General features: G+C 61.8%; 12 protein-coding genes. 11 read left to right on the top strand and 1 reads right to left on the bottom strand.

Going from position 1 to position 14,876, the window contains the following annotated elements; genetic code table 11:
- Nucleotides 1–90 precede the first annotated feature (90 nt).
- The gene (locus tag QMB98_RS08065) at nucleotides 91–1,662 is read left to right on the top strand and encodes a ribulokinase (RefSeq protein WP_371685193.1); all 1,572 of its coding nucleotides are present in this window, start codon (nucleotides 91–93) and stop codon (nucleotides 1,660–1,662) included.
- Between the two features lie 334 nt (nucleotides 1,663–1,996).
- Here QMB98_RS08065 and QMB98_RS08070 read toward each other — a convergent pair whose 3' ends face one another.
- Nucleotides 1,997–3,232: a hypothetical protein gene (locus tag QMB98_RS08070; protein WP_371685194.1), complete on the bottom strand. Its 1,236-nt coding sequence runs from the start codon at nucleotides 3,230–3,232 to the stop codon at nucleotides 1,997–1,999.
- Between QMB98_RS08070 and QMB98_RS08075 the strand changes: the two genes are divergently transcribed.
- From QMB98_RS08075 to QMB98_RS08120, 10 genes are all read left to right on the top strand, one after another.
- A complete protein-coding gene (locus QMB98_RS08075) occupies nucleotides 3,200–4,441 on the top strand; it encodes a hypothetical protein (RefSeq protein ID WP_371685196.1) in 1,242 nt (413 codons plus the stop codon). The genes QMB98_RS08070 and QMB98_RS08075 overlap by 33 nt on opposite strands.
- Nucleotides 4,438–5,451: an HAD-IIA family hydrolase gene (locus QMB98_RS08080; protein WP_371685197.1), complete on the top strand. Its 1,014-nt coding sequence runs from the start codon at nucleotides 4,438–4,440 to the stop codon at nucleotides 5,449–5,451. Before QMB98_RS08075 ends, QMB98_RS08080 begins: the two co-directional genes overlap by 4 nt.
- Nucleotides 5,452–5,607: 156 nt before the next feature.
- Nucleotides 5,608–6,441, top strand: a complete 834-nt coding sequence (locus QMB98_RS08085; RefSeq protein WP_371685198.1) for a TlyA family RNA methyltransferase — start codon at nucleotides 5,608–5,610, stop codon at nucleotides 6,439–6,441.
- 14 nt (nucleotides 6,442–6,455) lie between these two features.
- Nucleotides 6,456–7,280, top strand: coding sequence for an NAD kinase (locus QMB98_RS08090; protein WP_371685199.1), 825 nt, complete (start codon nucleotides 6,456–6,458; stop codon nucleotides 7,278–7,280).
- Nucleotides 7,277–8,959 carry a DNA repair protein RecN gene (gene recN, locus QMB98_RS08095; RefSeq protein ID WP_371685200.1) on the top strand — a complete coding sequence of 561 codons (1,683 nt, stop codon included), beginning with the start codon at nucleotides 7,277–7,279 and terminating at the stop codon, nucleotides 8,957–8,959. The genes QMB98_RS08090 and recN overlap by 4 nt, the downstream gene beginning before the upstream one ends.
- A gap of 4 nt (nucleotides 8,960–8,963) precedes the next feature.
- Nucleotides 8,964–10,145, top strand: coding sequence for a putative cytokinetic ring protein SteA (steA, locus tag QMB98_RS08100; protein WP_371685201.1), 1,182 nt, complete (start codon nucleotides 8,964–8,966; stop codon nucleotides 10,143–10,145).
- A gap of 13 nt (nucleotides 10,146–10,158) precedes the next feature.
- Nucleotides 10,159–11,172 carry a copper transporter gene (locus QMB98_RS08105; RefSeq protein WP_371685203.1) on the top strand — a complete coding sequence of 338 codons (1,014 nt, stop codon included), beginning with the start codon at nucleotides 10,159–10,161 and terminating at the stop codon, nucleotides 11,170–11,172.
- The gene (locus QMB98_RS08110; RefSeq protein WP_371685204.1) at nucleotides 11,169–11,945 is read left to right on the top strand and encodes a hypothetical protein; all 777 of its coding nucleotides are present in this window, start codon (nucleotides 11,169–11,171) and stop codon (nucleotides 11,943–11,945) included. The genes QMB98_RS08105 and QMB98_RS08110 overlap by 4 nt, the downstream gene beginning before the upstream one ends.
- Nucleotides 11,946–11,962: 17 nt before the next feature.
- On the top strand, nucleotides 11,963–13,531 hold the full coding sequence (murJ, locus tag QMB98_RS08115) for a murein biosynthesis integral membrane protein MurJ (protein WP_371685205.1): 1,569 nt from the start codon (nucleotides 11,963–11,965) through the stop codon (nucleotides 13,529–13,531).
- An 11-nt stretch (nucleotides 13,532–13,542) separates the two neighbouring features.
- Nucleotides 13,543–14,667: a glycosyltransferase family 4 protein gene (locus QMB98_RS08120; protein ID WP_371685206.1), complete on the top strand. Its 1,125-nt coding sequence runs from the start codon at nucleotides 13,543–13,545 to the stop codon at nucleotides 14,665–14,667.
- The last annotated feature ends 209 nt before the right edge of the window (nucleotides 14,668–14,876 follow it).

Below are 14,876 nucleotides of genomic sequence, written 5' to 3' on the forward strand. Positions count from 1 at the left end.
ATCCCCAACTTCGAAATCAAAGAAAACCTGCCAACTACTTGACGCGGGACATCGGAGCCGGAGATGCCGGCTTGAATGAAAGGTTGTTCAATGTCGAACAGTACAGGATCGTCTAACGGCTACTTGATGGGAATCGACTTTGGTACGGAGAGCGTTCGCGCCGCTATCTTCGACACCAAAGGTACCCCCATTACGTTTGCTGCTACGCCGTACAAGACGACTCACCGTCGTCCAGGCTGGGCTGAGCAGGATCCGGATGAATGGCTGAGTTGCCTTGAGGCGTCGAGCCACAAGGCCATCGACAATGCCGGGATCTCGCCCTCCTCGATCATCGGCATCTCCTACGATGCCACGACGTCCACGGTGCTCGCGCTCGATGAGAATGGTGCGCCCCTGCGTCCCGCGATCATGTGGATGGACGTACGTGCGACGAAGGAGGCTGCGAAGATCTCCTCCACCGATTCCGTTGCAAAGCTCTACAACGGCGATGGTACCGCCCCCGCTTCCGCTGAATGGTTCCCGTTCAAGGCCGCCTGGATCAAGGAGAACGAGCCCGATGTTTACGAGCGTGCATACCGCATTGTTGACGCGACCGACTGGGCAACCCGCATCCTCACCGGCGACTGGACCCTGAGCATCAACACCGCTGCGCAACGCATGTACTACAACCGCGACCAGGGCGGCTGGCCGGTCGACCTGTACGAGCACCTCGGCATTGGCGACATCTTCGACAAGCTTCCTGATAAGGTCGTGGACCTCGGCGAGTCGGTCGGTACCCTGTCCTCTCGTGCCGCCACGGTCCTCGGCCTCGTTCCCGGCATTCCTGTTGCTCAGGGCTCTGCTGACGCATGGGCGGGCCAGATCGGTCTGGGAGTTGTTGTTCCCGGCAAGCTCGCCCTCATTACCGGTTCCTCGCACGTCATCACCGGTCAGTCAGCGGATCCGATCCACGGTGCAGGCTTCTTCGGTTCCTACACCGACGGTGTCGTTCGTGGCCAGTACACGGTCGAGGGCGGCCAGGTTTCTACCGGTTCGGTCATGAAGTGGTTCAAGGACAACTTTGCTCGCGACCTCGTTCAGGCAGCGGATCGTGCAGGTTTGAATGCCTACGATCTGCTCAACCAGCAGTCGAAGCATCTCGCTCCCGGTGCAGACGGCCTCATCATCAATGAGTATCTGCAGGGCAACCGTACGCCCTATGTTGATGGAAAGGCCCGAGGCAACATCTACGGTCTCTCCCTCCACCACGGCCCCGAACACATGTACCGCGCGATCCAGGAAAGCATCTGTTACGGTACGGCCCACAACCTGAGGGTGATGCAGGCGCAGGGCTTCCAGCCGAAGGAGATCGTGGCCTGTGGTGGTGCGACCCGCGGCCGTGACTTCATGCAGATGCACTCCGATGTGACCGGCGTGCCGATCACGCTGACCGAGGTTGGCGACGCCGTTGTTCTTGGCTCGTGCATGATGGCGGCAGTCGGTGCTGGCGTTTACAGCTCGCTTGAAGATGCTGCGAACAACATGGTTCACGTTCGTGAGTCCCTCGAGCCCCGTCAGGATGTTCACGAAGAGTACCAGTTCTATCTCGACAAGTACATTGAGCTGTTCCCGAAGGTCGCCGACTCGATTCACGAGATCGTCGATCACGAGGCCGCAAAATAGGTCGTGAACTGACTAAATCGAGCTCACAACAATAATTGAGGCTCTCATCCGCAACACGTGGATGAGAGCCTCAGTCGTTTCCAGGCCAGTGCCCGAACCATTCTCGGTCAGTGTCCGTGCAGTTGACCGACACGCCCGAAATCCGGTTATGGCATAGATCGCGGTGTTGGAATCAACATGCATGAGCAATATCGTGACGAAACAAATTGCACTAAGGTTATATGCGACGCGTGCCGTATGGGCCGCTTTTTGAGAATTGAATGAGTGGAGATCTCTAATGTCCAAGAATTTTGAAGACGACGCAGAAGGCCGTCGCAGCTCCTGGGAATCAGCCTCAGATCGACGCAAGGGATCTCGCTCCGGCGATTCCGACACGGCACGTGGTGGCCATGGAGATCGTCGATTCAATGACCGCGACAACCGCCGATTTGACGACCCCGGTGACCGCGGCGGCGAGCGTGGCGGAGAACGCCGTTTCAATGACCGTGACTACCGTGGTAGTCGTAGGTTCAACGATCGTGATGATCGCGGCGGTGAGCGTCGCTTCGAAGGTCGCGGTGACCGGCGAAGCGAGGATCGTGGTGGACGCAGGTTCGACGACCGCGGAGGAGATCGCCGCGGCGGATACGGAGATCGCCGCTTCAATGATCGTGATGATCGTCGTGGTGGCCGCAACTACAATGACCGTGATGATCGCGGCGGTGAACGTCGTTTTAACGATCGCGATAGTCGCGGGGGAGAGCGTCGCTTTAACGATCGTGACAATCGTGGTGGCGAGCGCAGGTTCAATGACCGCAATGATCGTGGCGGACGTCGCTTCGAAGACCGCGGTGAGCGCCGCTTTAATGACCGCGACAACCGTGGCGGTGAGCGTCGCTTCAATGATCGTGATGATCGTCGTGGTGGTCGCAACTTCGGCGATCGTGATAACCGTGGTGGCGATCGTAGGTTCAATGATCGCGATAGTCGCGGTGGTGAGCGTCGTTCTAACGATCGTGACGATCGTGGTCCCCGTCGTTTCAATGATCGTGAAGATCGTGGCGGTGAGCGCAGGTTCAACGATCGCGATAGTCGCGGCAGAGACCGTCGTTTTAACGATCGCGATGATCGTCGTGGTGGTCGCAACTTCGGCGATCGTGATAACCGTGGTGGCGATCGTAGGTTCAATGACCGCAATGATCGTGGCGGGGAGCGTCGCTTTAACGATCGTGACGATCGTGGTGGCCGCAGGTTTGACGATCGTGGTGACCGCCGTGGTGGCGATCGCAGGTTCAACGATCGCGACAACCGTGGTGGTCACGGTGGCCGTCGCTTCAATGATCGTGACGACCGTGGTGGTAGCGGCTATGACAGGGACGGTGGACGCCAGCACGCGCCCCGTGCAGGTGCGGGACGTGATGGACGTGAGCCGGAACCGTTCATTCCCGAGGAGATCACTGCAGAGAATCTGAGCAGGGAAGCACGCCGCCACCTCCTGTCCCTCAACAAGGACAACGCTGATCGTGTTGCTCGCTTCCTCGTCATGGCGGGCTCGCTCATGGATGAGAACCCCGAGCTTGCCTACGAGCATGCGAAGGCTGCCTACCGTCGAGCGTCCCGCATCGACATCGTGCGTGAGGCCCTTGGTCTCACCGCATACGCTAACGAGAAGTACGGCGAGGCACTGCGTGAGCTGCGCACCTACCGTCGCATGTCGGGCGACCTGTCGCACGCCTACCTCGAAGCCGACTGTGAGCGCGGCATGGGCAAGCCCGATCGCGCCGTCAAGTACCTCGAAGACATCGACATCCAGGAGCTTGAGCCGGCCGCTCAGGTCGAGCTTGCTCTCGTTGTCTCCGGTGCCTACTCGGACATGATCGAGTCTGAGACGGGCCTCAAGCTCATTGAGACTCTCAAAGTTGATTACTTCAAAGACGAGCTTCGTGCTCCCGTCGAGCAGGTCCGCTACGAGCGACTGCGCGAGCTTGGTCGTGACGAGGAAGCCTCCGCAGTTGAGGCACGCTGGTCGCCCCTGTGGGATGCTGAGACGATCGAGGTCTTCGCTGAAGCGATCGAAGAAGACGACTACACCGAGGATTCTGACGATTCCTACGGTGAGGGCGAATGGGACGACTCCTCCGATTCTGCAGATTCCGTAGACTCTGTTTCGTCTGCTGATGACTGGGATGACGACGAACCTGTTCGCACGAACCGCTTCGCCGATTTCGAATCCAGTTCCGATGATGACTCTGACGTCGAAGACGATTCGGAAGACGATGAGTCCGAGGATGTTCTCGATGATGAGTCGGACGATCTTCTGGACAAGGTCGATCAGCTCGATGAGCTCGACGAGGATGACGAGGATGACGATGAGGCTGAACTCATCGGCGACATTGATCCCGAGGGCTTCATTGCCGAGGAAGAGGCACGCGAGGACGATGTTCTTGAGGCTCAGGAAGAGATCGCCGAGGAGCTTGGCACCGGCGAGTTTGCTGACGATGAGGCCAACGTGTCGGAGGACGAGGTCCTTGACGACGTTGAGTTTGACGAGGCTCTTCTGCCCGCGGATGCTGTCGAGGTCGTGAACGATCCCGCCCAGGCCGATGATGTCATCTCCGGTTCTGACGAGGACGAATCCGAGGAAGAGGCTGACGATGATCTGGACGCGGCTTCGGATGAGACGGTAGGCGTCGTCGATAGCGATAGTCTTATGTTGCCGGGACTGGAAGACGTTGCCGGTGAATCGGAGCCGCAGGATGACCTGTTCGCTCAGCTGGATGATGAAGGGGAGACCAAATGACGTTGAAGTCGTCGGGAGTACTATCCCAGGCGTACGACGCGGCAATCTACGACCTTGATGGTGTCTGCTACCGCGGAAACGAACCGATCGACCACGCGGGTGAGGCAATCACCGCAGCCGTCGGTGGCGGCCAGAAGGCCGTCTACCTGACGAACAATGCGGCACGCACCCCCGCCTCCATCGGCGAGCATCTCCGTAGTCTCGACATTCCTGCTGAGGACTCCGAGGTCTACACGGCGGCCATGGCCGGTGCAGAGCTCGCAACTGAGCACATTCCGGCAGGCTCGAAGGTCTTCGTCATCGGTGGGGAGGGACTTGTGTGGGCTCTCGAGCAGCGCGGATTCACGGTCGTTGACTCGGCTGATGATGATCCGGCTGTGGTCGTTCAGGGCTTCCACCCAACCGTGGGCTGGCAGGTCATGTCCGAGGGCGCTCTCGCCATCAACAAGGGCGCGGTCTTCATCGCAACCAATCTTGATGCGAGCCTCCCGCAGGAGCGTGGCTTCATGCTGGGGAACGGCGCGCTCGTCAAGGCTGTTGAGCACTCGACCGGAGTGACTCCGTTCGCCACCGGCAAGCCCCTGCCGAAGGTGTTCCACCAGGCAGCTGGCTCCATCGACGCGAAGCTCCCGATCGCCGTGGGCGACCGCCTCAATACCGACATCCGCGGTGCAGTCTCCGCTGGCATCGATTCCCTGCACGTCCTCACGGGAGTGAGCGACGCTCGGGACGTTGCTCTCGCTGTTCCCGAGGAGCGCCCCACTTACCTCGCAAAGAACCTCCTTGGTCTGAACGAGGCTCACGAGGCTCCCGTTGTGACGGGTGGCCGGACTGAGCTCGGTGGCGAGTGGGCCGAGGTTGTTGACGGCACGCTCGAGACGTCCTCGGACATTTCCTCCGCAAGCGTTGACCTTTACCGTTGCGTTGTCGCGGCGTCCTGGGTGGCTGTCGATGGGGGAGTGGCCCGCGAGTCCCTGTTCGAGCAGCTCGCTTCTCTCGAGGTTCTCTAGGTTCATGGAACCGAATCCCGGTCGCGACTTGGAGGCTGTGGTTGAGGAACTCACTCCACCGGATCCGGAGGATAGTGAGAGCCTCGAACGGTCGGCTCGAGCTTTCGATGAGATCGCTCGGGCCCTGTCCGATGCTCTGAGTCGGGCGCAAGACTAGTGGGCCGGCTACGTCGAATTGATGCGGAGCTCGTGAGACGAAATCTTGCGAGCTCCCGCGATGAGGCACGCCGACTCATTGAGGGCGGCAGGGTCCGCCTCGACGGCGCCGAGGTCACGAAGCCGGCACGCCAGGTCGATCCGGCCCAGGCGATCGTCGTCGACGACTCGGATCTTGAGCACTACGCATCCCGTGGCGCCTACAAGCTCGCGGGTGTCCTCGATCTTCTCGGCGATCGCGCACCCACCATTGAGGGACACAGGATTGTCGATGCTGGTGCATCGACCGGTGGCTTCACGGACGTTCTGCTCCGCAGGGGAGCGCACGAGGTGCTCGCCATTGACGTTGGCTACGGGTTGTTGGCGTGGCGGTTGCGGGAGGATCCGAGGGTGATCGTCATGGAACGCACGAACGTCCGCAACCTCAAGCCTGAGGACGTGGCACCGGCACCGGACATGGTGGTCGGTGATCTCTCATTCATTTCCCTCACCCTTGTGCTGCCCGCTCTCGTTGGTGCGGTCAAGGAGGATGCTGACTTCCTCCTCATGGTGAAGCCGCAGTTCGAGATCGGGAAGGACCGTCTTGGCCACGGTGGTGTCGTGCGGAACCTTGATCATCACGAAGAAACCGTGGGAACGGTGGCGCAGTGCGCGATCGACCTCGGCCTCAGCATCGCTGACGTTGCCGCATCGCCCCTACCGGGACCCGCCGGCAACGTCGAATACTTCCTCTCCATGAGGAAGAACCATCCGGACCCGGTCGACGATATTACTGAAGCGATCCACAGGGCCGTGCTCGATGGGCCCGCGCCGGGGCTTTTCGGTAAAGTCTAAGCGGAGGAGGCTACATGACTCGTGAAGTGTACATGCTGGTGCACAAGTATCGTCCTGATGCTCAACAGTCCGCGGCTCTCATGTCGGACGAGCTGACGAGGCATGGTTTCTCCGTTCGCAGATCCGGGCCACTCGGCGACGCTGAGATTGTCGTTGTGCTCGGAGGTGATGGAACCATCCTCGCCGCCTCAGAGCTGACCCGCGGCACCCAGATCCCAATCGTCGGCATCAACTACGGTCACGTCGGCTTCCTGGCCGAGGTGGAACCCGAGGGCCTGCCCCGAGTCGTCGAGCAGATCACCGAACGCGCCTGGGTTCTCGATCGCCGCATGACGATGGACATCGAGGTCATGCTGCCCGACGGACACCGTGCCACGTCATGGACGCTGAATGAGGCCGCCCTCGACAAGCACGGTAACCCCATGGTTGAGGTCAGCCTGGGTGTTGACGGACGGGGAGTCTCCTCGTTCACGTGCGATTCGGTTCTCATGGCGACCCCAACAGGATCGACCGCCTACTCCTTCTCCGCGGGTGGCCCGGTCGTGTGGCCGAACGTGGAGGCCATGCTTCTTGTCCCCGTGGCAGCTCACGCTCTCTTTACCCGACCTCTCGTTGTTGGTCCCACCTCCGAACTGCAGGTTGTGGTCGATTCCGAGGGCGCGAAGCTGGTCTGCGACGGGAGGCGTGAACTCCCCGTCACCGCGGGAAGCATCATCACGGCACGCAAATCGGAGAATCCCGTCTACCTTGCTCGCCTGAACAACACGCCGTTCTCAGGCAGGCTCGTGAAGAAGTTCAACTTGCCGGTGGGTGGGTTCCGAGATCGGGGCCGGATGTGATCGATCAGGTTCGGATCGAAAACCTGGGCGTCATCGAAGAAGCAACCATTAGTTTTTCCCCAGGACTCACTGCTATCACCGGAGAGACCGGTGCGGGCAAGACCATGCTCCTCAACTCCCTTGCGCTCCTGCTCGGGAAGCAGGCGGACACGAGCAAGGTGCGCCTCGGTGCGGAACGCACCGTTGTCGAAGGCGTCTTTGAAGTCCCATTATCAAGCGACATTGTCGATGAGGTGAGGGATGCTGGCGCGGATGTCGACGTCGAAGACGACGCCGCGATCCTCACCGTGTCCCGCCAGGTCCCTGCCGAGGGTAGGTCACGCTGCTTCCTCGGTGGCAGGACCGTGCCCCGGACCATTCTCGATGAGCTGGGTGGCAAACTCGTCACCATCCACGGGCAGTCGGAACAGATGAGGCTCCGTTCCGCCTCCGCTCAACTCCACGCACTCGACAGCGCGGGCGGGGAAGCCACGAGCGTTGCGCTGGAAAACTACGCCACAGCGTGGAAAACCTACCGCGAGGTTGAGGCTGCCCTAGAGCAGTTCCGTGCCTCCGCTCGCGACAGCGCGGCGCAGCGTCTAGCCCTGACCGCCCTCGTTGAAGCGGTCGACGAGGTGGAGCCCGAGATCGGGGAGGAGGAGTCGTTGCGGGAACGCATCGAACGCCTCGACTCCATTGAAGAAACCAGGAGCGGCCTGCAGGCAGCGCTGGGAGCGCTCTCGGGAGACGGGGAGATGATCCCGGGTGCAACCGATCTTGTCGGTCGGATGGCGGGGAGCATGGCGGGGCTGAAGGAACCCGGAGCCGAGGATGTGCGGGCTCGGGCCGAGTCCGTCGAGGCGGAGCTTCGTGACCTGACCCAGGTCGTGGGGGAGATGCTCTCCTCTCTCGAAACTGGCGAGTCACTGAACGATCTGCACGCCCGAAAGGCGAAGCTACGTGCGCTCACCCGGAAACTTGGCATGACTATCGACGAGGCCATCGGCGAGGCCGAGAAGGCGCGTGAGGTGCTCGATGCCCTGCACGATCCGCAGGCACGGGAAGCCCAGCTCGAGGAAGAACTGAGCGCGTCCCGCAAGGAACTATTGAAACGGGGTAAGGCGCTGACGAAGGTGCGCAGATCTGCCGCAGACACCCTCGTGTCCCACGTCAATGAGGAGCTCGCTCAGCTCGCTCTTGGTCGCGCTGAGATCGCGATTGACCTGGAGGAGGTTGAGCCGCGGAGCGACGGTCTCGATCGCGTGACCTTCATGTTCAAACCCGATGCGCACGCGGCCAAGGTGCCGCTCGCCTCCTCCGCATCCGGTGGCGAACTCTCCCGCATCATGCTCGCCATCGAACTGGTGCTTGCGAAGTTGTCCCCACAGAGCCCGCCCACTTTCGTGTTTGACGAGATCGATGCCGGTGTCGGTGGCGATTCGGCCAAGGCCATCGGTGCTCGACTTGCTGACCTGGCGCGGCACGCCCAGGTGATCGTTGTCACCCACCTCGCTCAGGTTGCGTCCTGGGCTGATCGTCAGGTCGTTGTCCTCAGGGGCGAGAAATCCACCTCTGTGCAAGCAGTAGCGGGCAATGAGCGGGTCAATGAACTCGCACGAATGCTGTCCGGATCTGCGGATTTGGACTCCGCCCGTCGACATGCCGCTGACCTACTTTCCGCCTCGACCGTGGGACGATAGTGCAGTGAAATGGAAATTCCGACGCAGAGGAAAGCCGACTGAACCCGATCAGCTCGGTGGCTATGTCCGGGTTGATTCACGTACCAAGAACCTGACGAAGCGGCTCACCGAGGGTGAGGTCGCGATCATCGACCACGAGGACATCGACCGAGTATCGGCTGAGGCCCTTGTCGCCTGCAAGCCCGTCGCTGTTCTCAATGCCGCGAAGTCGACCTCGGGCCGCTACCCGAACATGGGTCCGGGCATTCTACTGGCCGCGGGCATCCCGCTCGTTGACGATCTCGGTTCCCAGATCATGGATGTGCACGAGGGCACCTCGATCCGTATCGAAGAGGACGGCACCGTCTACCGCGGTGACGACCTCGTGGCGGAAGGCGTCTGGCAGACCTCTGTACTCAACGAGGTGGCCATGGAGGAGGCTCGAGCAGGCGTCTCGACCCAGCTCTCCGCCTTTGCCCACAACACGATGGAGTATCTCGAAAGAGAGCACGACCTCATGCTCAACTCTGTTGGTATCCCCGATGTGCGGACGGTTTTTGAGGACCGTCAGGTCCTCATCGTCGTACGCGGATACCACTACAAGGAGGACCTGAACTCCCTGCGTGCCTACATCCGCGACTACCGCCCCATTCTCGTGGGTGTTGATGGGGGAGCGGACGCGATGCTCGAGATGGGTCTCGTTCCCGACGTCATCGTTGGCGACATGGACTCGGTCTCAGACAAGGCGTTGTCGTGCGGGGCGGAGGTCATCGTGCACGCCTATCGCGACGGTCGCGCCCCCGGAGTCAAGCGCGTGGAGGATCTTGGCGTCCCCTACATCGTGTTTCCCATGACGGGCACGAGCGAGGACGCGGCCATGATCCTCGCCGACTCCAAGGGCGCAAAGATCATGGTGGCCGTCGGCACCCATTCCTCCCTCGTCGAGTTCCTCGATAAGGGGCGCGAGGGCATGGCCTCAACGTTCTTGACGAGGCTCAAAGTCGGTGGCCGCCTCATCGATGCCAAGGGCGCCTCCCAGCTCTACCAGTCGCGTATCGCTAACTGGCAGCTGATTGCGCTTGTGCTCGCCGGCGCCTTCGCCATGTTCGCCTCCATCTCCACCACCGACGTGGGGCAGGCACTGTGGAGCCTGGTGCAGGCATGGATCTCCGACGCCTGGAACAACATAACCGGAATATTTGGTTGATTGAGAGTGCTCAATGGTTGATTTTCGTTACCACCTTGTCTCGCTGATTGCCGTGTTCATGGCACTCGGTGTCGGGGTCATCTTGGGTGCTGGCCCGCTCCAGAACTCCATCGGATCGGTGCTGACCGATCAGGTGGATTCCCTGCGCGATTCCCGCAACGAGGCGTGGGCTCAGGCAGAGGCATCCCAGCGGGAAGCCAACGCCTACCGCGAGGGCATGGAGATTCTCTCCGATGATGTCATTGCGTCGACCTTGGACGAGCAGAACGTTATCATCGTGGCTCTGCCCGGTGCCGGTGACGATGCGATCGATCTCCACAGCAGCAACCTCGAGCAGGCGGGCGCCACCGTCACGGGTACCGTCCGCGTCACGGAAGATTTCTTCTCCCCGGGTGCCGCCTCCTACCGCAACGCGCTTTCCGGACAGCTAGACGCCTACGTGGAGCCAGCCGACAACCCCATGGGTACTCTCGTGCGCGGCTTCGAACTGATCGTGACGGGCGAGGATGCGAATACCGCGACCCTGACCGAGGTGTATCAGTCCTCCGACAACGCGCTCATCGAGGTGGTGGACCCGATCACCGCACCGGCTGACGCGATCCTCTTTATTGGCGTCACCTCCGAGGAGGTTCCCGACGAACCCGACACCGATCGCGACACGACCATCGCGAACGCCACCGCATTCTTTGATTCCGTCGAGCTCCCTGCTGTCTACACTGCGGACGGGAAGGCCGGCACGACCCTGGCCTCGGTGCGCTCATCGAGCGGGGTCTCGACCGTGGATTCGCCGGCGGACGCAACGGCACTCATCAACGTCCCGTTCGCCATCACCCAGGAACTCGCCGGCAACACCGTCGCCTGGGGTATCGAGGACGGCGCTGAAGTCGTTGTCGGAGCAGCGGCACCGCTCAACGCAACCACGCAGGAAACACAGGATCCAGCAACCGAGGGTGATCCCGCGACCGAGCAGGATCCCGCACAAACAGAACAGACCGATCCGAACGAGCCCACCGAGGGTGAATCGTGATCAGGTCGGCCCTCGCCGGGCTGGTCGGATACGCATCGAGGTATGTCCCACGTCCCGCTGATCAGTCGTGGAAGCGCACGAACTTTGAGGGCAAGACCGTCTCACTCGGCGGCGGCGTCAGTGTCGCCGGCGGAGCTGTGCTCGTGTCGCTTGTCACCTCGGGGAGGGTCGGAGCCGCGGGCGTCATTGCGGGCACGAGCGGTGCGGTTGCCGGCTACCTCGACGACCACCGCGAGAGCGTCTTCGAGAGTGGCAAGGGGCTCAAGGGCCACCTATCCCAGCTCAGGGAGGGCCATCTGACGACGGGCGTGCTGAAGATCGGGATCATTGGAGCGGGCGCCGGAGCATCTGCTGCGGTTCTTGGAAGCAAGTCAATCCCGGACTGGGTCGTCCGATCCGTTGCCATCGCCGGCACCGCCAATCTCATCAATCTTCTCGACCTTCGCCCGGGCAGGGCACTGAAGGCGACACTCGCGGGGACTGTTCTCGTCGCTCCCGGTAACCGTGCGCTTCCGCTCCTCGCGGGTGTTGCGGGCGCCGCCGCCGGCGCCCTCGAAGAGGATCTCGCGGGAGAGGCCATGCTCGGCGATCTCGGCGCGAACGCCATCGGCGCCGTCCTCGGCGTAGCCGCCGCATCCCACCCCTCGCGTCTCGTGCGACTCGGTGTCGCAACAGGAGCCGTGGGGCTCATTCTTGCCTCCGAGAAAGTGTCTTTTTCTCGCGTCATTGACGAGAATCCGGTGCTTTCGGCTGTGGACCGCTGGGGCAGGTAGTGGCCAGTCGGTGGAGATTGGCGTCGGTTGCTGGAGCAGCCGGCGTCATTGCCATTCTCACCCTTCTTTCCCGTGTCGTTGGCTTCGGCCGTACGGTCGCGGAATCGTGGGTTCTTGGCGCAACCCCGATCGCCGATGCCTACTCGACGGCCAACAACGTTCCCAACGTACTCTTTGAGGTCGCGGCCGGCGGCGCCCTTGCCGGTGTCGTCGTTCCGCTCCTGTCCCAAGCGATAGCACGCAAGGACACGGAGGAGACTCATCGGATCGCGTCCGCCCTCCTCACCTGGGTCATGGCACTCGGAATCCCGATCGCCGTCCTTGTCATGCTGCTCGCGGATCCTTTGGCGGGCGCACTCCTAGGTGGTCGGGAGGAGAGCGTTCAGGAGCTCGCGGCAACCCTCCTGCGGATCTTTGCTGTGCAGGTCCCCCTGTACGGCATGTCGGTCGTGCTTTCCGGCATCCTCCAGGCACACCGCCGGTTTGTCATGCCGGCCTTGGCTCCGATGCTGTCATCGATCGTCGTCATTGGCGGGTTCGTCATGTACTGGCGGATGGGAGGGCAGGGGCTGACCGATCCCACGCAGGTGCCAACCGGCGCACTCATGTGGCTCGGGTGGGGAACCACGGGCGGGGTCATGGCCTTCACCCTGCCGCAGCTGATACCGGTCATGAGGGTCGTGAAGCTCCGACCGACCTTCCGCTTCCCCGCTGGACTTGGTCGGAAGGCCCTGAGGATGGCCACCGCCGGTTTCGGTGGGCTCGTGGCCCAGCAGGCCGCCATCGTCCTCATCATGGTGGTTGCGAACAACGTGGGTGGGGAGGGCGCGTACCCGATCTACAAGTATGCCCAGGCACTGTACTTCCTGCCGTATGCGATCCTCGCGGTCCCGATCGCCACGGCACTGTTCCCGAGGATTTCAGAAAGAGCAGCGCTCCCCGGCAGGCCGGGACTCGAAGCCATCACCGCCGGCTCCATCCGCCTCATCATCACAGTGTCCGCCATCGGCTCCGCCGTGCTCGTCGCCATTGCCCCCTCGGCGGAACTCATGTTCACCGTGGTGTACGCGATGCCGGAGCTGGACAGGGTTGTCAGCCTCCTCGCCCTCGGCGTCATCGGCTACTCGCTGCTGTATCACACCTCCCGCGTGCTCTACGGCGTGGGAGCCCCCGGTCAGGTCCTCCGCATCACCGTCACCGGATGGGTCACGGTCGGTGTCGGGGTGCTCCTCGCAGTACCCCTGACGTCGACGAGAGAGTCCACTCTTGACGTCCTTGCGCTCGCGACGGCGGTTGGAATGACCGTGGCGGGAATCCTTGGTGTGTTGGCGTGCCGCAAACTCATTGGTCCCGCCGTTACTGATGGTCTTTACAAGACCGCTAGGATCGCGATCACAATTTCATTACTGTCGGCGTTGTTTGGACGCGTCACCAGTGATTTCATCCTACGATTGGGAGACGGGATGGCCAACGCTATCATCGCCGCCATCGTGGGCGCGCTTGCCGCTTCGGTTATCCCCGTCCTTGTAACCTACCTCGTGGATCGATCCGTGTGGCAGGTCAGCACATGTGTTGAAGACGACTAAGAGGGGGTGCCATGAACATTGTGCAGATTGTGCTGTCCGGTGATGGTGCCATGGCGGGTCACGTCGCTACTCTGTCCAAGCACCTCCGGCTCGCAGGGCACGATGTTGTGGTCGCCGCCGATGCTGACGTTCTTAGCCACTACGACATGGGAGCGTCGATCGAGATCCCGGCACGGCTCTCCGGAACTCAGGTCCGCCTCATCAAGCGTCTCGTTCGTTCGACCGATGTCGTCCATGCTCACGGAAACAACGGTGGCCTACTTGCTGCTACCCTCCTGACAGAACGCCACCGTCCCGGTTTCATCGTGTCCTGGCACGCCCGCACGAGTGATGGTCGGGCACGCCTGTCTGCGCCCAAGGTCGACTCGTTTGGTGTGCGGCTTGCCGATGCCGTTTCTGGAACCTCACCGGACCTCGTTGCTCTTGCCATCGAGGCGGGAGCGAAGGAAACGTGGCTGGATTACGTTCCCAGCCCCATGGTTCCCGACCTGCTCGACACCACCCGGCCCACCCCCGAGGAGCGGTTGACGCTCCGCACGGAGCTTTTTGAAACACTTCCCGAGGTTGCGAGCCCGGGCCGGGACATCGATCCGAACCGACCCATGGTCCTGACGGTCTCGTCCCTCATTCCACGCAAGAACGTGCTCACCACGCTTGAGGCCGCAACTGCCCTGCGTGAGGAGGTCACGTGGGTGCTCGTTGGTCGCGGAGACCTCTCCATTGACGATCAGCTGCGCCTCGGTGCCATCTCCACCCGCGCGCCACTGGTTCTGGCAGGGGAACGCAACGACGTGGACAGGTGGTTGGCCGCGGCCGATGTGTTCGCCCTTCCTTCGGTGTGGGAGGCCCGTCCGCTCGCGGTCCAGGAGGCCATGGCCGCGCAGGTTCCCGTCATTGCCACACGCACCGGAGGCATCCCTGACCTCCTTGAGGGCGCCGGCATCCTCTTCGACGTCGACGATGTTGCCGCGATGGTGCACGGCGTGCGCAGGCTCCTGTCCGAACCCGGCCTCGTGGAGACCCTCACGACAAAGGCGCGAAAGAAGATCTCCAAGCAGCCCGAGATCACGGAGATCACGAGGCATTGGATCGATCGATACCGGAAGGTCACGACCGCCAAGGGCATCACCGTCTAAGGAGCGGCTGGCCTCAAGCTACGCATCGCTGTACTCTTCGGGAGTCTGGACTCCTCGAAACTCTGCACTGGCACGCTGTTCACCAGAGTCTGTGCAACCTTCCCTTCATGCACTCCATGTGGAATCCTGAAGCGCAGCGGAGGATAGGCTATGTCGGCTCTTCATAATTGGGGGTGTAGTTTGTTTTGGAATCCGCCGCTGCCCAGGAG

This window comes from Flaviflexus sp., assembly GCF_041440645.1.
GTDB lineage: Bacteria > Actinomycetota > Actinomycetes > Actinomycetales > Actinomycetaceae > Flaviflexus.

Bases quoted from the DNA above. Each gene is read 5' to 3' on its own strand.
- QMB98_RS08080 (WP_371685197.1), top strand. From the start codon at position 4,438: ATGACGTTGAAGTCGTCGGGAGTACTATCCCAGGCGTACGACGCGGCA.
- QMB98_RS08090 (WP_371685199.1), top strand. From the start codon at position 6,456: ATGACTCGTGAAGTGTACATGCTGGTGCACAAGTATCGTCCTGATGCT.
- QMB98_RS08120 (WP_371685206.1), top strand. From the start codon at position 13,543: ATGAACATTGTGCAGATTGTGCTGTCCGGTGATGGTGCCATGGCGGGT.
- QMB98_RS08065 (WP_371685193.1), top strand. From the start codon at position 91: ATGTCGAACAGTACAGGATCGTCTAACGGCTACTTGATGGGAATCGAC.
- QMB98_RS08075 (WP_371685196.1), top strand. From the start codon at position 3,200: ATGGATGAGAACCCCGAGCTTGCCTACGAGCATGCGAAGGCTGCCTAC.
- QMB98_RS08070 (WP_371685194.1), bottom strand. From the start codon at position 3,232: ATGCTCGTAGGCAAGCTCGGGGTTCTCATCCATGAGCGAGCCCGCCAT.
- QMB98_RS08105 (WP_371685203.1), top strand. From the start codon at position 10,159: ATGGTTGATTTTCGTTACCACCTTGTCTCGCTGATTGCCGTGTTCATG.